The organism is Undibacterium sp. Di26W (assembly GCF_049340265.1).
In the GTDB taxonomy this organism is placed as follows: Bacteria; Pseudomonadota; Gammaproteobacteria; order Burkholderiales; family Burkholderiaceae_D; genus Undibacterium.
On the sequence record NZ_JBMPOR010000042.1, the window covers coordinates 1 to 19742 of the forward strand.

Sequence of the window (19742 nt, forward strand, 5' to 3'; positions counted from 1 at the left end):
AGTGAAACATCACCAGTCGTCAGCCTGGCCAGTGTCACTGTGGATACCAGTGGCAACCTGCAGCCAGGCACCACCGTCAGTGCTGCCATCGTCACCAGCATGACTTACGATGCATTGGGTAACCTGAGCAGCCGTACCGAAGCTGCGGGCAGGCCAGAACAACGCATCACCCGTTATGAATATGACGCACTCGGTCGTCAGGTCAAAACCATCTATGCGCCTACGACTGTGTATGACGGGGCCGGTGACACGCTGGCGGTGAATGGTGCCAACAGCCTGGCATTCGCCTCAGAAAGACAGGTCACGCTGCAAAGCACGGTCACTTATGACAGCTTTGGTAATGTCATCGCCAGCCGCGATGTGGCTGGTAATTACAGCTACCGCACGTATGACAAGCTGGGCCGTGTCAGTTATGACGTGGATGCGCTTGGTAATGTGACGGGTTATAGCCGCAACAGCTTTGGGAATACCACGGCAGTGACGCGCTATGCCACGGCCATCAATACGAGCAGTATCACTGGCAGCGCAGGCAAGGCACCTACTGCCAGCCAGGTCACGACGGCGCTGGCAGCAACAGCCCATAGCCAGGACCGGACCACCACCACCCATTACGACCAGTTGGGGCGGGTGATAGAAACCACGGAAGCGGCGACCTGGGTGAATAGTGGGCAAGATGGAGCCAGCAGCATACTGGTGTCTAAAGTGACGCGCTTTAGCTATGATGTGTTTGGTAATTTGAGCCAGACCGCGGTGCTGAATAATCCAGAAACCGACAGCTGGGACATCAGCCGCTACTTCTATGACAAAAAAGGGCAACGGACTGCCAGTATTAATGCGCTGGGTTATGTCACCTCCAAAATCTATGACGCCAATGGCAATGTCACCAGAATCACGGAATATGCCAATGCGGGTAGTGTGGATGGGAATGGCAAGCTGGTCTTGCCCATCCATAACGACAATGACCGCATTACTGGCTTTGGGTATGACAAGGCCAATCGTCAGATCAGCCTGACTCGAGTTAATGTCGAGGTGAGTGATGGCGTGACAGATATCTCCAGTGGTCAACGCAATCGTGCCATTCTCACGACGACGAGTGCATACGATGCCACCGGCAATCTGGTGGCTAGCTGGGATATCTTGGGTAATGCCAGCTACCGTTATTACGATGCCCTGGGCCGCCTCAAAGCCGTGGTTGAACCAGGTACCACGACAGAACCTGGCAGCGCACTGAGCACACTGAAAGAATACCGCCGCGATGCCTATGGGAATATCGTCGTCGAACGCGACTATGCGAACGGTGTAGCTTCTGCGAACAGTACAACTTACGTCGCCGCCAGTCTTAGCAGCGATGACCGTATCAGCCTTGCCCGTTACGACAACCGTGGTAATGTCGTACAAAGTACCGATGCCAATGGTGTCAGTCACTTCGCTTCTTACGATGCACAAAACCATTTGGGCAAACAATGGCAAGCGGTGTGGAGCAATGATAGCTTGCACACCCTGTTTACCGCCTATGAATACGATGCCCTGGGGCGTCGTACTGCCACCATTACGCCTGGTTCCAATATCCAACTTAGCGCTGATGGTACGCACATTAATTACCTTAACCAGGCACAAACAGCCGTGGTGCGCAATGAAGTCAGCTACAACGCCTTTGATGAAGCCACCAGCCAGCGCAGCAATGGTGTCGAGGTCGCCCACTATGACTATGACAACGCCGGCCATCTCTGGCGCAGTAACAGCGGTGGTGTTACCAAGGTCATGCAGTATGATGTACAAGGCCACCAGACGGTCACTTTAAGCAGTGAAGGTATCAGCACCGCCAGCCTCAACTTTGGCAACGGCGACCCATTGGCTAACATAGCCAGTGCACAAGAGGCCGATTATGTGTCTGGCCTGCGCCGCAGCACTACGCAGTATGATGCACAGGGCCGTGCCGTGACATTCACCCTGCCAACCCGCGATGGACAAATACCAGTCATCTATCAGAGCTTTGATCGCTGGGGCAATCTCACCAGCCGCAGTGACCTGAGCGATTATAGTGGTGTAACCACTTACCAGTACGATGCGAATAACCGGTTGATACGCCAGATCAACCCGGATGACGATGGCCAACAAAGTGCCGATAGCGCCATTACCGAATACTATTACGATATCCGGGGTCGCCAGATTGCCATCCGGGATGCCAATGGCAATGTCAACCGCATGAGCTACGACGCGCGCGGCCAGTTGATCAAGGAAACCCATGCCGATGGTGGCATCGTCAGCCATGTCTATAATGCCTTTGGTGAGCAGATTGCCCTGACGGATGCCAACGGCAACCACATCCGCTATCAGTACGACCATATGGGCCGCCTGGTCCAGGCTAGCAGCGATCCGGTTGGCCTGTACAACACCAGCACCGGCAATGTCGCCGGTAGTACCCAAAGCCTGGTCAGCAGCACCAGCTATGATCAGGCCGGACGGGTCATCGCCCGGACCAATGCCAATGGTGAAACGACGCATTATGAATATGATTTGCGCGGCAATGTCGTGTTCATCCAGAAACCACTGGGCCAGTTTGAACAATATGCCTATGACACCCAGGGCCACCAGATTGCCTATCGCGATGCCAACGGCAACATCAGCACCTGGCAGTTCAATGCACAAGGCCAGTTGCAAAGCCACAAGGACATTGGTGGTGCCACCTATAGCTACCGCTATGACAGTGCGGGGCAATTGCTGCAACAAACCAATAGCCGTGGCCAGAACCTGAACTACCATTACGACGAAGTTGGCCAAGTCACCCAGATCCGTGACTTGGCCACTGACAAGACCACGCTGTACAGCTACAATCTGGCCGGACAACACGTAACTGAACAAACCATCCAGGCCGATATCAGCCTGCAAAATACTCGTCTGAGCTATAACGCCCACGGGCAGATATTCATCATTGAAGCACGGGATGACGCACATATCACTGCACTACGCTATGACAAGTCGGGTAATCTCTTACGTGAGCTCAATGTGCAACTGACACAATCTGCAGGCACGACCACCCGCCAGGTCAGCATCAGCGGCAGCATGCATACGGTCAGCCATGAAACGGTGGCCAGTACCGTTTCAAACACCTACAACTGGTATGCCTATGACAGTATGCAAAGGCAGATATTGGTTGAAGGGGCAAATAACAATAGTGCTGCTGACACCAGCAACCTGGTCGCCAGCCAGGGCCATCTGCTGACTTATGACAAGAACGGCAATGTAGCCAGTGACACCAGTTGGGGTAAGGAACTGGTGGCACAGATACCGCTGGGCAGCAATGGTCAGCCGGACACCAGTCGCACTACCTATGTCGTGCGTGAAGGTCTGATCACGCGTTACTTCAGCTATGACGCGGCCAACCGGGTCAGCAGCATTGCAGTGGCCAGTTATGATCCGCAAGGTAACCGTTTGCCACAAGCACTGGCAACGGTCGTGGATCAGCGCTTGTATGATGGCGCTGGTCGCCTGCTACAGCAAGGTATTAGCAGCGGTATGGATGCACGTTATATGCAAGCATTGCAGGTCAGCCAATTGGCCGCTTATGCAGAGACGACAACCCAGGATGCTCACTACTACGATGCCAATGGCCTCATCAGAAAAAATATACGCAACAATGTGCTAGGGCAAACCGTTCAACAGGCCAACTATACCAACTATGACGCGGCAGGCCACTTACGTGGCTACAGCATGGACGATATTGCAGGCAATCACGTCAATGTCAGTCTGGAACAAACATTGGCCGAAGGCTATCTGCAAAGCCGTGTTGAATCTGCCTACAGTAACAGCCGGGTGTCTGGTGCCAATAGCACGAATACTCAGCAATACAGCTATGACGTCAATGGCAAACAGATACAGATGGTCAACGTCAGTGTAAAGGGCAACACCAATGTGACATCCATCAAACACCAGATCACTGATGCCCGTGGCCAGGTAGTGGTGAGCGAAACGGACGGTGTTGCGACCGACATCCTGCGCGTGAATGGCCAGGTGTTTAATAGCTGGACGGGCATCAATCACAATAGCTTTACCGCCAACGCGGGCAACGGCACCGGCAAGACCGATACCTGGGTCGAGCCGGTACATGCCCTTGCTGGCAAAGCCATGATGATGACGATGATGATGGCCACTACCAGTTCATCTGATCTGGAATCTTTGCGGGCAGCCGTGGCTGATGCGTTGCAGCACCTGAAAGATATTCAAAAGCTGATTCAAGAGTACAGTAATCCAGATATCGGCGATCCTGGATACACGTCCTTGCTTTCTCAAGAAGGTGCTGCACAGGAAGAGGTGACAAGACTTCAGGCAGATTTGTATGCCGCTGAGCACGACGTCGACACCAGCGATGATAGCACTGGCACTAGCGAAACAGGTCCTGGCAGCAATACTGACACTGGGACTTTGCATGCGTTGCAACAAGCCGTGGATGTTGCACAAAGGAATTACGATGAGATTGAGTCGGAAATTGAATTGTGGGGCGATTATTTCAATCCAGGCCCCAACGTGGTCGCCAATACCTATGCAGCTCTGGCAGATGCTCTGCGGCAGCTTACACAAGCTCAACAGGATGTGTATGACTTCGTAAATAGAGGTAATACTGGTGGCGATGGTGGAACAACAACACCAGGTGGAGATACGACCACACCGGGTGGGGGAACAACCACGCCGGGCGGGGGAACAACGACACCAGGTGGAGACACGACTACACCGGGAGGTGGAACAACGACACCAGGTGGAGACACGACCACGCCTGGCGGTGGAACAACCACACCAGGTGGAGACACGACTACACCGGGAGGTGGAACAACGACACCAGGTGGAGATACGACCACACCGGGTGGGGGAACAACCACGCCGGGCGGGGGAACAACGACACCAGGTGGAGACACGACTACACCGGGAGGTGGAACAACGACACCAGGTGGAGATACGACCACACCGGGTGGGGGAACAACGACACCAGGTGGAGATACGACCACGCCTGGCGGTGGAACAACCACACCAGGTGGAGACACGACTACACCGGGAGGTGGAACAACGACACCAGGTGGAGATACGACCACGCCTGGCGGTGGAACAACCACACCAGGTGGAGACACGACTACACCGGGAGGTGGAACAACGACACCAGGTGGAGATACGACCACACCGGGTGGGGGAACAACCACGCCGGGCGGGGGAACAACGACACCAGGTGGAGACACGACCACGCCGGGCGGTGGAACAACCACGCCGGGCGGGGGAACAACGACACCAGGTGGAGACACGACCACGCCGGGCGGTGGAACAACCACGCCGGGCGGGGGAACAACCACACCAGGTGGTGACACAACCGGTACTGGCTCTGGAGCAACAACTGGTCAGGGAAATAACGGACAAACGACGATCAATGATCTTGTCTACGATAACAATCAAATCATTGATAACACCCAGGATGTCAGCGGGCAAGTTGTTTACGGCATGAACGCCTATTTAAATGCGCTTAGTTCTGTGACTGGTGCGGACGTCAGTAATGCCGCAGACAGGACCGGGGCGCTGAAGTTTTCTGATGCAGGCAGCATTGGCGGTGATTACAACACCAATGTGGATCAGCTGTTGGCGAATTTGGGGCCTATTAATGTTGCCGCGGGCTCCGATGACTCGATTGACAATTGGTCAAATCAAGCGATGGGCCATGGGGAAAATCCAAATTCCCCAACAGTGACAGTTAAAGTCGGCAGCGATGGAGTGATTGCTTTTGCTGACGGACGTTATCAATTACCAAGTGGCCGCATCGTTGATCCAAATAAAAGCTACGGTGTCAACAATAGCTCATCTGTAGCAGATGCAGATAGCGAAGCGGCAGATGGAACGAAAAAAATAACTTGGAACAGTACATCAAATGGTGGATTTGCAGCGACAGACGCAACACCTGAGTATCCGTCTGGATATTTACCGACCGGAACAACTTATACCAGAGGTGTCACATTTGACACAAATGGCAATCCAATTCCTGCAATTCAGCTTAGTACTGGAAAGATAGTTGAATTTCCTGATCAGAAAGTTACGTCTGTGTCTGACGCAGAAGCAAGTGATATGTTTACAAACAAATATGATGGTTACGATGAATATGGGACTCTGACTAATCCTAATGCAGCAGCTATCAATGACAAACTTGGTAAGGGTGTCGAACTTATCGTTAATACGACTAGCGCAGCAAATAACACTCTTCATGACATAAAAGAAGGTACTAAAGATATTATCGTACAATCTGGCGCATATTGGCAGCAGCAGGGTGGTATTGTAGGTAAAGTGGGGGATAAAGGAGCTGCTGCCGCATATGTTTTAGCTGAAGTACTGATGCCAGATAATGTTACTGATGTGATTGCCCAAGTGGCAGGTGGACCCATCATCAAGAAGGTTGGTGGCACAGTCTTGGCATTTGTGGAAAATAAATTGCCAATTCTTACAAAAGATGTTGGTCAAATCCTTGATAATATTGTGGTCAAGGTTGAAGAGTCATTGGGTGCAAAACCTGCAAACACTAATCGTGCTATTCCTGAGACGTTGGTACCGGATAATGTCGCTGGGGCAAATAGTGCAGGTGAAGTATCGGTCATCGGAAACTCATCTGCTGATTCGACACAGAAATTCCTTTTCCGTGGTGACGCGCGCCCTCCATCAAAGATATTCGATACGGGATTTGAACCATTGGGGGGAACTGATGACCTACTTGAATATGCTGGTACTGGGAAGGCAAGTAACTATGTTTCCACTTCAAAATCGCCGAATGTAGCTCGAGAAGATTTTGGTAAAACTGCGAGTGGTGACGGGTATGTGTACACTTTAAAAAATCAACCAGCCGGAATTGACGTAAATGAGGTTCTAGGTCCAGCTTCACCATTTCCTCATGAGATGGAAGTTGCAGTTCCGCATACAATCGAACCTTGGGACATTATGGGAGCTAGAAGAGTCGGACCAGACGGGAAATTTATTGGTCCTTTTATAAAAAATCCATGGTTTGATATGTAAAAGATATGAAAATAATTTGCCACTCAACTCAATCCGGTATCGAATTTGACGCTGATTTGGAATTTGACGACAGCGTGAGATTTTCTTTAAGAATAAAGTTTGACGGAAATGAATTCGTTGAATCTGGTACGGATTTAATTGATGCGCTAAGAAAACTTCGTTTAAATTTTTTAGAACCACTTCAAATAGTGCCGCTGTTGAATGGATGTCGCCGTGATTTTGTTGCATCCAGAATGCAAAGACAATCGACTGGAGGCAAGGTTGGATATATTTTCGTTATGGGTAGCGCAAGTCAAAAAGCAGACGTCGTATTAACCTTTGACCCCGCTGCTAGGGATACTGTCTCGTTCGTTTTGGAGCAAGATGCGAACTATAAAATTTGGTTGGAAAGCCTTAAAAATGAAAAAAATTGAGATTACGCAAGATGTAATTAATGAGGCTAAGCGAAATAAGAATGGCTGGGTGTACGCAATTGACGGTAAATTTTTACCTCATCAGGCCATCCCGCCGCATGCAATTGCTGGAGCGTGGAAAGTAGATGCATACGGATTAATTACAGGGGAATTTGAGCCTAACCCTAAATACATTCCGTCAACGATTTGAATAGAGCCAGTAAAAAAAGCTCGTGGTGGAAACAGCGCTCAATGCAGAACTGACCGAGCATCTTGGTTACGAGAAACATCAAAACAGCGTTCCAGGCACAGACCTGGCTATGCGCAAGCATAGTCCAGCGACAACAAACAGGCAGTTTCTCAAGCCACTGCATCAAATCTGCCCATTTTCAGCAAATGAGTACACCTTGGGGTTGGCCACGATGAAGTGATCCAGCACTCTGACGTCCACCAGCGCCAATGCCTGTTTCAGGGTGGTGGTCAGTTGCAGGTCTGCTGAGCTGGGCTCGCAAGAGCCGGAGGGGTGGTTGTGGGCCAGGATGATGGCTGCTGCGTTGTGCTGGAGTGCACTTTTGACCACTTCCCTTGGGTAGACGCTGGCATGATTGAGGGTGCCGCGAAACAGTTCTTCGGTCTTGATCAGGCGGTTTTTGACATCAAGGAACAGTACGGCGAAAGATTCATGCGTCTTGCTGCCTATTAATAGTTGCAGGTATTTCTTGACTGATTGCGGTGACGACAGCGAGGTGTTTTCTTGCAATTCTTCAGAAATGGCACGTTTCGCCAGTTCCAGCACGGCCTGCAATTGTGCATATTTGGCGCTGCCCAGGCCATGAATCGCTGAAAATTCACGAATACTGGCAGAAAACAGGCCGGATAAGGAGCCAAACTGGCTGATCATGTCACGCCCCAGGTCCACTGCGCTTTTGCCCGCCACTCCGGTTCTGAGGAAGACGGCCAGTAATTCTGCATCCGACAGGGCGCTGGCACCATGTTTGATCAGTCTTTCACGAGGACGTTGCTCTTCCGGCCATTCATTGATTGCCATCTAGGTTTTCTCCATGGAATGCAGGCACACAGCCTGCATAGTTAAAAGCTGGCTTACAATACCAGCCTACGGCCTTCTTTATGCCCTATTTTATTGCCCAACTTATTGCCCAACTTATTCATTGCCTTACTTTTAAAGCTTCATACCATGTCTGCCACAGCCAATCTTACCGTTACCCCCAACGCTTACCTGACCTTGCACTATCGCCTTGCAACCCTGGATGGTGAAGACATACTCAGTACCTTTAACGAGCGTCCTGCTACCCTGCAACTGGGTACAGGGCAACTGGCGCCGGAACTGGAGTCATCTTTACTGGGGCTGGAAGAGGGTTCTCATACCACGCAAGAGCTGGCACCGGAAAAAGCTTTCGGTCCGCGCAATCCAGAATTGATACAAAGAGTCTCGCTGGCTACACTAAAAGAAAACTCGGCATTTGGCGAGCAATATGTGATTGGTGACCTGGTGGAATTTGCAGCACCTGCCGGTGGCAAGTTTGCCGGTATCTTGCGGGCGCTGGACGAGGAGGGTGCCTTGTTTGATTTTAATCATCCACTGGCGGGCCAGACCGTATTATTTGAAACAAAAATTATTGGGATACTTTAATTGACTGCCATGGACAAGGAAATACTATTAGCCCAGCCACGCGGATTTTGCGCTGGTGTGGACCGCGCTATCGAAATCGTCGAACGTGCCTTGCAGCAATTCGGTGCACCCATCTATGTCCGGCATGAAATCGTGCATAACGCCTATGTGGTCAGCGACCTCAAGGCCAAGGGCGCGATTTTTATTGAAGAACTGGACGATGTCCCGGCTGGCAATACCCTGATTTTTTCTGCCCACGGTGTATCGCAAGAAGTGCGCAGGGAGGCCGAAGCCCGGGGGCTGACGATTTTTGATGCCACCTGCCCGCTGGTTACCAAAGTACACATCGAAGTGGCGAAGATGCGCAAAGAGGGGCGTGAAATCATCATGATAGGCCATCATGGCCACCCTGAAGTCGAAGGCACCATGGGGCAGTCTGAAGGGGGCATGTATCTGGTCGAAACGGTCAATGATGTGCAAAAGCTGCAGGTCAATGATGCCGACATGCTGGCCTTTGTGTCGCAGACCACGCTGTCGGTGGACGATACGATAGAAATCATTGCCGCCCTGAAAGCACGCTTTCCTTCCATTAGTGAACCGAAAAAAGCGGATATCTGTTACGCCACCACCAATCGCCAGGAAGCCGTCAAGTTCATGGCACCACAGGTGGACCTGGTGCTGGTGGTTGGCAGCCCCAACAGTTCCAATTCCAACCGTTTGCGTGAAGTGGCTGAAAAGAAGGGCGTCACTGCCTATATGGTAGACAACGCCAGCCAGATCAAGCCCGAATGGCTGGAGGGCCGCCAGCGCATAGGTGTCACTGCCGGTGCGTCGGCACCTGAAATCCTGGTGCAGGAAGTGATCGCCAGCCTGCGACAATTGGGTGCACGCAGCGTGCGTGCACTGGATGGGGTAGAAGAAGCGGTGACTTTCCCGATGCCGAAAGGCTTGTCCGCTGTCAAGGCCTGACTAGGTAGTACTGCCGTGCATGCATGACGTTCGTGCACGGTGCTTACTTGTTGGTTTGGTTTGTTTCGTTTCGTCTCTTTCTTCCGGGAGTTGTGAAATCTGCTTTTGATTAAAAACTTGTTGCAGCAGTTGTTTTCGATATTTTATTTTGTAAATACGTGTTTAAGATTGCGGCACTATGCAAATCTGGCCTTTGCTGGATTTATATAACGCGTATGCTGGTGCGTGGCTGTTGTGGAAAATACGTAGCTTGCGGTGGCTTTTTTACCACTGCGACAAGATTCAAACTCTGTATAATCCGGCCCACTTTACTGGTATAACCATTAAGTACAAATATATTACAAAAAGCTTTTACGAAAAGTTGCAGAGGAGATTTTTATCATGTGTATCGATCACGCTATCGTTGCTCCCAGTATGATGACGCGCTTGTTTGGATAGCGCTCGCTCGAATTCCGGCGGCACCCACACCAGGGTGCCGCTTTCGTTATCAGGAATGATTTTTGCTGAACTTTTTTCAGTTGCATTGATTGGCATTCAGTTCATCGCCTGTTTTTAATCAGAAATTCGATTCGTTCATAAGAGAGAAGCAAAATATGGATACCTTTATCCAACAAATTATTAATGGTCTGGTGCTGGGCAGCATGTATGCGCTGGTGGCACTTGGTTACACCATGGTGTACGGGGTGCTGAATCTGATCAACTTCGCCCATGGCGATGTGCTGATGGTCGGTGCCATGGCTGGCCTGAGTGTCCTCAAGCTATTGCAGAGTATCGCGCCTGACTTGCCTGGCATCGTCAAACTGATCATTGCCATCCTGGGTGCCATACCCGTCTGTGTGATCGTCAACATCGTGATAGAGCGGGTCGCTTATCGAAAGTTGCGTAATGCACCGCGACTGGCTCCCCTGATCACGGCGATTGGGGTCTCCATTCTGGTGCAGACTTTTGCCATGATGCTATGGGGCCGTAATCCGATTCCTTTCCCATCCGTGATGCCGTCTACACCGGTAGAGGTGGGTGGCGCGGTGATTTCGCAAACCCAGATATTGTTGCTGGTACTGGCAACGCTGGCGATGGCGAGCCTGGTGCTGCTGGTTGAAAAAACCAAGATGGGCCGTGCCATGCGCGCCACGGCAGAAAACCCGCGTGTCGCTGGTTTGATGGGGGTTGATTCCAACAAGGTGATCGTGGCCACCTTTGCCATCGGTGCCGCACTGGCAGCGATTACCGGTGTGATGTGGGCAGCGAATTATTCTTCTGCACAGTTTGCAATGGGCTTTGTACCTGGCCTGAAAGCTTTCTCTGCTGCGGTACTGGGTGGTATCGGCAATATCTATGGCGCGATGGTGGGCGGTATTGTGCTGGGTCTGATCGAAAGTCTGGGGGCCGGGTATATCGGTGACCTGACTGGCGGCATCCTTGGCAGTCACTACCAGGATATCTTTGCTTTCGTCGTTTTGATTATCGTACTGACCTTGCGTCCATCCGGCATCATGGGTGAGCGTGTTGCTGACCGTGCGTAAGGAGAAAATCAATGTCAACCATATTTGATGTAAAAGCCAATCCGAAAAAAGCCTACACCAGCTTTGCTGTGCTGGCCTTTGTGATTGTATTGTTCCCCTTCGTGGCCTCCAATTTTGGTAATTCCTGGGTCAGGATTATCGACTTCGCGCTGTTGTATATCATGCTGGCCCTGGGCCTGAATATCGTGGTCGGTTTTGCTGGCCTGCTGGATCTGGGGTATATCGCCTTCTATGCGGTGGGCGCTTACCTGGCAGCGATTTTTGGCTCGCAGCAATTTGCTGTGATCCTGGAATCCTTCGTCAATAATTATCCGGCGGTCGGTGCGTTTCTGATCGCGGTTTGTGGTCCGGAAATCACCCAGAATGGTATTCATCTGTCAGTGTGGGTGATCGTGCCTTTTGCGGCAGCGGTGGCTGGTTTGTTTGGTGCTTTGCTGGGTGCCCCAACCTTGAAACTGCGCGGTGATTATCTGGCGATCGTGACTTTGGGTTTTGGTGAAATTATCCGCATTTTCATGAACAACATGAATTCGCCGATCAACTTCACCAATGGCCCGCAAGGTATCAACCTGATTGATCCTATCCATATATTTGGCGTGTCACTGGCGGGTGAAGCAGGTTCCAATGCAACCGTACATTTCCTTGGCATGAGCATGCCTTCGGTGAATGCCTATTATTTCCTGTTCCTGGCTTTGTGTATTGCCATCGTGATCGTGTCCATACGTTTGCAGGATTCCCGTCTGGGCCGTGCCTGGGTGGCGATACGTGAAGATGAAATTGCAGCCAAGGCCATGGGTATCAATACCCGTAACGTCAAATTGCTGGCGTTTTCCATGGGCGCGTCGTTTGGTGGTGTCTCTGGCGCGATGTTCGCAAGCTTCCAGGGTTTTGTCTCGCCAGAATCGTTCTCGCTGATGGAATCCATCGTCATTCTGGCAATGGTCGTGTTGGGCGGTATTGGCCATATTCCTGGCGTGATTCTGGGGGCGGTGTTGCTGGCGGCTTTGCCAGAAGTCTTGCGTCACGTTGTGGATCCAGTACAAAACCTTATTTTTGGAAAAGTCTGGATAGAGGCTGAAGTCTTGCGTCAATTGTTGTACGGTTTCGCCATGGTTGCCATCATGCTGAATCGCCCTGCAGGCCTGTGGCCCGCACCGAAGCATGAAGATCGTATGGCCAAGAATAACGAAGCGGCTGCTTAAGGAAGACCAAGATGACTGAACAGACTATCTTAAAAATCGAAGGCGCCAATAAACGTTTTGGCGGCTTGCAGGCGCTGTCCAACGTCGGCATCAATATCAAGAAAGGCCAGATCTATGGCCTGATCGGTCCTAACGGTGCAGGCAAGACCACGTTCTTTAATGTGATCACCGGCTTATATCAGCCAGACACCGGCACGTTTGAGCTGGATGGCAAACCGTATTCACCTTCTGCCCCGCATGAAGTGGCGAAGGCGGGTATCGCCCGTACTTTCCAGAACATCCGCCTGTTTGGTGAAATGACGGCGCTGGAAAACGTCATGGTTGGCCGCCACATCCGTACCCATCAGGGTGTATTTGGTGCCGTATTCCGTCACCCGGCTGCGCGTAAGGAAGAATTGGACATCCGCAAGCGTGCACAAGAGTTGCTGGATTTTGTTGGCATCGGTGCTTTTGCCGAACGCACCTCCAAGTTCCTGTCTTATGGGGATCAGCGTCGCCTGGAAATCGCCCGCGCACTGGCGACCGATCCCAAATTGCTGGCACTGGATGAACCCGCTGCCGGTATGAATGCCACAGAAAAACTCGCCCTGCGTGAATTGCTGGTCAAGATCAAGGCCGAGGGCAAGACCATCCTGTTGATCGAGCATGATGTGAAACTGATGATGGGCTTGTGCGACAGGATGACTGTTCTGGATTATGGCAAACCGATTGCAGAAGGCTTGCCAGCAGACATACAGAAAAATCCGGCAGTTATTGAAGCGTATTTGGGAGGAGGTCACTAATGGCTGAGAACGTATTAAAGATAAGCAACCTGAAAGTTGCTTACGGCGGTATCAAGGCCGTTAAGGGAATCGACCTGGAAGTCAACAAGGGTGAACTGATCACCCTGATCGGTGCCAATGGCGCCGGCAAGACCACCACATTGAAAGCCATTACCTCTACGCTGCCCAGTTGCAAGGTGGAAGGCGATATTGTGTACCTGGGCAAATCCATCAAAGGCGTGAACTCTTTTGAGATGGTAAAGAACCACCTGGCCATGGTGCCTGAAGGCCGTGGCGTATTTACCCGCATGACGATCCAGGAAAACCTGATGATGGGTGCCTATATCCGTGACGACAAGGCGGGCATCGCCGAGGATATTGAAAAATGGTTTGCTGTGTTCCCGCGGCTGAAAGAACGTGCCGCACAGCTGGCCGGTACTTTGTCAGGTGGTGAGCAGCAAATGCTGGCCATGGCCCGTGCACTGATGAGCCATCCTAACCTGTTGTTGCTGGATGAGCCATCGATGGGGCTGTCACCCATCATGGTGGAAAAGATTTTTGAAGTCGTGCGTAATGTATCCGCCCAGGGCATCACCATCCTGCTGGTGGAGCAGAACGCCAAACTGGCTTTGCAGGCTGCGCATCGTGGCTACGTCATGGATTCAGGCCTCATCACCATGAGTGGCGACGCCAAAGACATGCTCAACGACCCTAAAGTGCAGGCGGCTTATCTGGGTGAAGGCTGATACTCGTTATGAAGTAAGGTAGCTCAGGAGCAGAGCAATCTGTGCCGGGCATTTGAAATACCTGCAAGCGATTGCAGGTATTTTTTTGCCTTCAACTTCAACATGCATGATGACTGGTAATCAGGAATAGGGCACTTCCTGTGCTGGTGCGCCACAATGCGTCAGACACCATTGCCGCCATTCATACACTACCCAGTACCAATTTGAATATTGTTGTAAATAAATCGCATTGGTATTAACTATTGATGCATGTTTTCCTATGAGTAAATATTTCTGTATAAAAATTTATTGAAAGCATATGTTTCTATGATTGACCTTGATTAATGTCATGAGATATTTTGTTTTATGTCATGCATATATTGATTTAAGTCAAAAAATAGCATGTTTTTTTATAAATAAAATAATAAGGGAAATCTTATGGGAACTTTTGACGGTCTCAAAACGGCCTTCAGCAAGGAAGGTGCGGTTGCTGCACCAGGGTATAGTCGCTGGTTGATGGCGGCTGCGGCATTGTTGATCCATTTTCCTTTGGGTCAGGCCTATGGCTTTTCTGTATTTAACGGGCCGCTGGTGAAAGTACTGGGGTCCAGCCTGACCAGCGTAGGCTGGATTTTTTCGGTAGCGATTATTTTCCTGGGCCTGTCGGCTGCGGTGTTTGGTAAATGGGTAGAGCGGGTTGGGCCGCGCAAGGCGATGCTGGCATCGGCCCTGTGTTTCTTTTCCGGCTTTCTGGTATCGGCACTGGGGGTACTGATCGGGTCTTTGCCTGTCGTCATCCTGGGGTATGGTGTGATAGGCGGCACTGGTTTGGGCATAGGTTATATTTCGCCAGTATCAACGCTGATCAAATGGTTTCCGGACAAGCGCGGCATGGCCACCGGTCTGGCCATCATGGGTTTTGGTGGCGGCGCGCTGGTGGGTTCGCCACTGGCGGTTAACCTGATGAAGTATTTTAGCGAGGGTTCACAATATGGCGGCATCCCTGCCACCTTCGTGAGCATGGCGGTGTTGTACCTGGGTTTCCAGTTATCGGCAGCGTGGATAGCGCGTATTCCTTTTGCCGGTTACCAGCCGGTCGGCTGGGTGCCCAGCACGGTGGAAGCTGCGCATATCGCCTCTAATGGTGCCGATGATTTCTCGGTTTCCGAAGCCATACGCAAGCCGCAATTCTGGCTGCTGTGGGGCATCCTGTTGCTGAACGTGTCTGCCGGTATCGGCATTCTTGGGCAGGCATCCCTGATGGCGCAAAAAATGGTCGGTATCTCTGCCACGGCGGCGGCCGGTTTTGTCGGCCTGCTGTCTTTATGCAATATGGCAGGTCGTTTTATCTGGTCCAGTTTTTCTGACAAGATAGGCCGCAAATGGGCATATGCCATGTACTCCGGTGTGGGGGCGCTGGCCTACTGGGCCATCCCTGGTGCGGCGGCGGCCGGTAACATGCTGTTGTTTGTTGCCCTGTTTGCCTTGGTAATGAGTTTTTACGGTGCCGGTTTTGCGACCATTCCTGCTTACCTGGCCGACATGTTTGGCAAGAAGGAAGTCGGGGCGATTCATGGCCGTCTGCTGACCGCCTGGTCCATGGCTGGCGTGATCGGACCGCTGGTCGTGAATGCCGGGCGTGATTATCTGGTCAAGACCGAAGGCCTGGCTGACGCCGCTGCCTATTCAACCGTGGTGTATGTGCTGGGTGGTTTGCTGGTTGCTGAATTTGTGCTGAATCTGTTCGTCAAGGCACCGGGCAGCAGTACTAGCAAGGATATGGCAGGCATGTTGTCACCACAAGTATCGTCAAAATAGGAGTTGTCATGGAAGACATCAACCAACATATCGATCCGGGCATGAAAGCCAAGATCATTTTTTTCTGGACCCTGGCGGGCGTGCCGCTGGCATGGGGAGTATGGCAGACCGGCATCAAGGTCATGGCCATGTTTGCCTGATCTGTTTGCGCTGCTAATAAAAAAGCCCTGGATAAAACCAGGGCTTTTTTGTCAGCGCTGCATCACGCTGACAGATAGCCAGAGCAGGGGGGAGCCTGCTCTGGAAAGTTCAAAATTATTTCTTGGAAGCCTTTGGCGCTGCCTTGGTTGTTGTCTGGGAAATCGTCGATACTGCATTGTTCAGATTGGCTTCCAGTGCTTCAACGGCCTGCTTGGTCGTTTTGGTCAGGTGATCGTAGCTGGCGTTGGCATTGTCTATCGATGTTTTGAAGAAAGACACAAACTGCTCGGAACCGGCAGGTGCATTTTTGGATACTTCATCGATCAAAGCCAGTACCTTGCGGTTGGTTTCAGCGATTTGTACTTCTGCCGCATGGGTGAATTCTGCCTGGGCGCTGGAAGCGATATTGGCCAGATGACGGCTATAAGCCAGCACTTTTTCAGCGGTAGGCTGAGCTTGTGCAGCGGACAGATTGAAAAATTCTTGTGGATCTTTGGCTGCCAGCAATTGCTTGGTGGCGGCAGTGCTTTCTTCCAGGGAAGATTTAGCGGCATTCAAATTCAATTCTACAAATTTTTCTACGCCTTCAAATGCCTTGCTTGTCAGTGTAGTGATCAGTGCGAGTTGTGCATCGAAGTTCGCTTTGGTAGCGGCGGAAAACTGTTCAGGTGCTGTAAACATGGAAATCTCCTGGGTAGGAAAACATTAAATAAAAAACTGGCGATTGCTGTGGGTGGTGTTGCAATGCACAGTATATAAATATTAATTAAATTGTGCGATGCAATAATCCGTATTTTATTGATTCGAATAGCGAAGTCAAGCAAAATTTGTGCGTTGCAATATAAAAATATGCTTATTACTTGAGCAGAATCAACAATGTGAAACAGGAAAGAGAAAGCACCTGCATCTTACTTTTCCCAAGGGAATTATGTATGGCAATTATGACCAGAAAATGAAGTCGTTCTCGACAGCAGACGTTTTCAGTTAGACTTTCGGTCTGGAGTTTTACACTGGTGTCGATTTCATTACCCGAATTGAATAAAGCGAGCAGACGATGGCAATTGAAGCAAGGCAACGCAAAGACTTTCAGCATTTCCATACGATCACCACGCGCTGGATGGACAATGATGCTTATGGGCACGTCAATAATGTTGTCTACTACAGCTGGTTTGACACAGTGGTGAACCAGTTCCTCATTAGCAACGGCGTGCTGGATATCGAAACCAGCCCCGTAATTGGCCTGGTGATTGAAACCCAGTGCAACTACCTGGCCTCGGTGGCTTTCCCGGATGTGGTGGAAGCGGGTGTCAGCGTCACCAAACTCGGCAATTCCAGCGTGCGTTATGAAGTTGGCATCTTTAAAAATGCGGAAGACAGCGCTGCCGCCCAAGGGCATTTCGTGCATGTCTATGTCGACCGGCACAGCCGCCGGCCCACTGCCATACCGGAACCCATGCGCCAGTTGTTGCAAACCATACAAGCTGGCTAAGCTGGCCATTTGCCCTTGTTTTTCCTTATTTTGCCCTGTTCGCCCGCTAGATGGCTGGCAGATACTATTTCAATCAGGTAGACACCCATGCTTACTTCCGCGACCCAGCAACTGATAGATGACACCATTACCTCGCGCCGTTCGATACGTGCTTTTTTACCCACGCCGGTAGCACGAGAAGATATACGCCAGATACTGGATGTTGCGGCACGCGCACCTTCTGGTAGCAATACTCAGCCGTGGAAGGTGACAGTGCTGACGGGGGACCAGTTGCGTACTTTGTCCAACGCCATTCTGGCCGCGCACAACAGTGAAGGGCAGGGTGGGCATGAGCAGGAATACAATTATTACCCCGTTAAATGGATCACCCCTTATCAGGAACGCCGACGCAAGGTGGGCTGGGATTTGTATGCCCTGTTGGGCTTGGGACGGGAAAACAAGCTCGGCATGCATCAACAACATGGCCGCAATTATGCATTCTTTGATGCACCGGTCGGCTTGATTTTCACCATAGACCGCATCATGGAGCAGGGTTCATGGCTGGACTATGGCATGTTTTTACAAAACATCATGATCGCCGCCCGTGCCCGTGGACTTGATACCTGCCCCCAGGCAGCGTTTACCCAATACCACAAAGTGATTGCCGAAGTATTGCAATTACCTGACAATGAAATGCTGGTCTGTGGCATGTCATTGGGTTTTGCCGACACCGGCAAAATAGAAAATACCCTGGTGACTGAACGCGATAATGTGGACAGTTTCACCCGTTTCCTTGATTAAGTTGTATCAATCCGCTCGGCAATACGTCAAAAAAGCAGATTAATTTTGCAACTTAGTCTAACGCGGTGAATGAATAAACGTAGCTAACTCCTTATTTTACTTGCAGAATTTCCCGGTTTTGCTACACTGCAATTTCTTTCAAGGCATATTGAATCAGGGAGTCATTGATGGTGAAATTTGCCCGTCATGCAGTGGTTTGTACATTGATTACGCTCTTGCCCCTTGCAAGCGCGGTTGCGGCGACAAATTCACATAAACAGCCAGTTAAAAAGCATACTGCTCACAAAAAAGCGGTGGCCATTGCTGCCTCCGGCAAGTTCGTCAAACGGACGATTGTGGTAAATGGTAAGCGCAAGGTCATTGTCCAGCGTGCGGCCCTGGTACGCGAAGCACCGGAAAAACCTAGCTCAGGTGACATTGCTGGCCTGAAAAATACCCAGGATCCATTGGACCTGAAATCCAGCGTCGCCTTTGTGGTTGACCAGGATAGTTCCAAAGTACTGTTTGAAAAAAATTCCGATGTATCTTTACCGATCGCTTCCATTACCAAGCTGATGACCAGCCTGGTTGTGGTGGAAGCACATCAGGACATGGATGAAGTGATCGAAGTCACCAATGAAGACATCGACAAGGAAAAAGGGACCAGTTCCCGACTGAAGATAGGGGCCAAGCTGTCCCGCTCTGACATGTTGCACATCGCCTTGATGAGTTCAGAAAACCGCGCCGCTTCTGCCCTGGGCAGGAATTATCCTGGCGGCTTGCCCGCTTTTGTCGGTGCCATGAATGCCAAAGCCCACCAACTGGGTATGAGTGAAACGCATTATGTGGATTCCAGCGGCTTGTCAAGCCAGAACCGCGCCAGTGCGCGTGACCTGGTCAAACTGGTCAACGCAGCTTATCAGCATCCCCTGATCCGTCAGTATTCTACTGATTCCAAATATGTGGTGGCACCAGGTGGCAGACCACTGGAATATGGTACATCCAACAAGTTGGTCGCCAACCCTGCCTGGGAAATCGGCCTGCAAAAAACCGGTTACATTGCCGAAGCTGGACGTTGTCTGGTGATGCAGGCAATGATAGAGGGACGCGCCATCGTCATGGTGTTCCTGGATTCCAAAGGTAAATATTCACGTCTGGCCGATGCCGACCGCATCAAGAAATGGCTGGAAACCATCAAGCCGCATGCCTGAACCGTATTGCTGAATAAAGAAAAAGTCCGGCAAGACCCGGACTGAGTAGTACGCAATGAACTGGAAACCTGCACTTGTTGCAGGTTTTTT

Annotated in this window: 17 protein-coding genes; 14 read left to right on the forward strand and 3 right to left on the reverse strand. The window is 51.0% G+C overall.

The features are described 5' to 3' along the window. Nucleotides 1-39 precede the first annotated feature (39 nt). From ACO0LM_RS27875 to ACO0LM_RS27885, 3 genes are read left to right on the forward strand one after another with little or no spacing between them, the layout of a single operon-like run. On the forward strand, nt 40-7032 hold the full coding sequence (locus ACO0LM_RS27875; RefSeq protein WP_423042094.1) for a scabin-related ADP-ribosyltransferase: 6993 nt from the start codon (nt 40-42) through the stop codon (nt 7030-7032). A gap of 5 nt (nt 7033-7037) precedes the next feature. Then, complete coding sequence (locus ACO0LM_RS27880; RefSeq protein ID WP_423042096.1) at nt 7038-7445, forward strand: hypothetical protein; 408 nt, start codon at nt 7038-7040, stop codon at nt 7443-7445. Further along, entirely contained in the window at nt 7432-7635 is a 204-nt protein-coding gene (locus tag ACO0LM_RS27885) for a hypothetical protein (RefSeq protein ID WP_423042098.1), read from the forward strand. The genes ACO0LM_RS27880 and ACO0LM_RS27885 overlap by 14 nt, the downstream gene beginning before the upstream one ends. Before the next feature lie 162 nt (nt 7636-7797). Here ACO0LM_RS27885 and radC read toward each other — a convergent pair whose 3' ends face one another. Beyond that, nucleotides 7798-8472: a RadC family protein gene (radC, locus tag ACO0LM_RS27890; RefSeq protein ID WP_423042100.1), complete on the reverse strand. Its 675-nt coding sequence runs from the start codon at nt 8470-8472 to the stop codon at nt 7798-7800. 147 nt (nt 8473-8619) lie between these two features. Between radC and ACO0LM_RS27895 the strand changes: the two genes are divergently transcribed. Both ACO0LM_RS27895 and ispH read left to right on the forward strand, forming a co-directional pair. After that, nucleotides 8620-9075 (forward strand): FKBP-type peptidyl-prolyl cis-trans isomerase, encoded by a 456-nt coding sequence (locus tag ACO0LM_RS27895; RefSeq protein WP_422990444.1) that lies wholly within the window; start codon nt 8620-8622, stop codon nt 9073-9075. A 9-nt stretch (nt 9076-9084) separates the two neighbouring features. Beyond that, on the forward strand, nt 9085-10023 hold the full coding sequence (gene ispH / locus ACO0LM_RS27900; RefSeq protein WP_423042102.1) for a 4-hydroxy-3-methylbut-2-enyl diphosphate reductase: 939 nt from the start codon (nt 9085-9087) through the stop codon (nt 10021-10023). Nucleotides 10024-10374: 351 nt separating this feature from the next. Here the strand turns inward: ispH and ACO0LM_RS27905 are convergent, their stop codons facing one another. After that, entirely contained in the window at nt 10375-10557 is a 183-nt protein-coding gene (locus ACO0LM_RS27905) for a hypothetical protein (RefSeq protein ID WP_423042104.1), read from the reverse strand. A gap of 59 nt (nt 10558-10616) precedes the next feature. On the opposite strand from ACO0LM_RS27905, the gene ACO0LM_RS27910 reads away from it, so the two are divergent. From ACO0LM_RS27910 to ACO0LM_RS27935, 6 genes are all read left to right on the forward strand, one after another. Continuing rightward, on the forward strand, nt 10617-11546 hold the full coding sequence (locus ACO0LM_RS27910; protein ID WP_423042106.1) for a branched-chain amino acid ABC transporter permease: 930 nt from the start codon (nt 10617-10619) through the stop codon (nt 11544-11546). Between the two features lie 11 nt (nt 11547-11557). After that, nucleotides 11558-12748, forward strand: coding sequence for an ABC transporter permease subunit (locus ACO0LM_RS27915; RefSeq protein WP_423042108.1), 1191 nt, complete (start codon nt 11558-11560; stop codon nt 12746-12748). An 11-nt stretch (nt 12749-12759) separates the two neighbouring features. Then, nucleotides 12760-13530, forward strand: coding sequence for an ABC transporter ATP-binding protein (locus ACO0LM_RS27920; protein WP_422990453.1), 771 nt, complete (start codon nt 12760-12762; stop codon nt 13528-13530). Beyond that, nucleotides 13530-14255, forward strand: coding sequence for an ABC transporter ATP-binding protein (locus ACO0LM_RS27925; RefSeq protein ID WP_422990455.1), 726 nt, complete (start codon nt 13530-13532; stop codon nt 14253-14255). Before ACO0LM_RS27920 ends, ACO0LM_RS27925 begins: the two co-directional genes overlap by 1 nt. Before the next feature lie 417 nt (nt 14256-14672). Then, the gene (locus ACO0LM_RS27930; protein ID WP_423042110.1) at nt 14673-16052 is read left to right on the forward strand and encodes an OFA family MFS transporter; all 1380 of its coding nucleotides are present in this window, start codon (nt 14673-14675) and stop codon (nt 16050-16052) included. Between the two features lie 8 nt (nt 16053-16060). Beyond that, nucleotides 16061-16192: an MFS transporter small subunit gene (locus tag ACO0LM_RS27935; RefSeq protein ID WP_422990459.1), complete on the forward strand. Its 132-nt coding sequence runs from the start codon at nt 16061-16063 to the stop codon at nt 16190-16192. Nucleotides 16193-16307: 115 nt separating this feature from the next. Here the strand turns inward: ACO0LM_RS27935 and ACO0LM_RS27940 are convergent, their stop codons facing one another. Then, nucleotides 16308-16874, reverse strand: coding sequence for a phasin family protein (locus ACO0LM_RS27940; RefSeq protein WP_422990461.1), 567 nt, complete (start codon nt 16872-16874; stop codon nt 16308-16310). A 373-nt stretch (nt 16875-17247) separates the two neighbouring features. Between ACO0LM_RS27940 and ACO0LM_RS27945 the strand changes: the two genes are divergently transcribed. The 3 genes from ACO0LM_RS27945 to pbpG all read left to right on the forward strand — a co-directional run bounded on the left by ACO0LM_RS27945 (nt 17248) and on the right by pbpG (nt 19652). After that, complete coding sequence (locus tag ACO0LM_RS27945; RefSeq protein WP_423042112.1) at nt 17248-17682, forward strand: acyl-CoA thioesterase; 435 nt, start codon at nt 17248-17250, stop codon at nt 17680-17682. 87 nt (nt 17683-17769) lie between these two features. Then, on the forward strand, nt 17770-18462 hold the full coding sequence (locus tag ACO0LM_RS27950) for a nitroreductase (protein WP_423042114.1): 693 nt from the start codon (nt 17770-17772) through the stop codon (nt 18460-18462). A gap of 167 nt (nt 18463-18629) precedes the next feature. Further along, nucleotides 18630-19652 carry a D-alanyl-D-alanine endopeptidase gene (gene pbpG, locus ACO0LM_RS27955; RefSeq protein WP_423042116.1) on the forward strand — a complete coding sequence of 341 codons (1023 nt, stop codon included), beginning with the start codon at nt 18630-18632 and terminating at the stop codon, nt 19650-19652. Nucleotides 19653-19742: the final 90 nt, after the last annotated feature.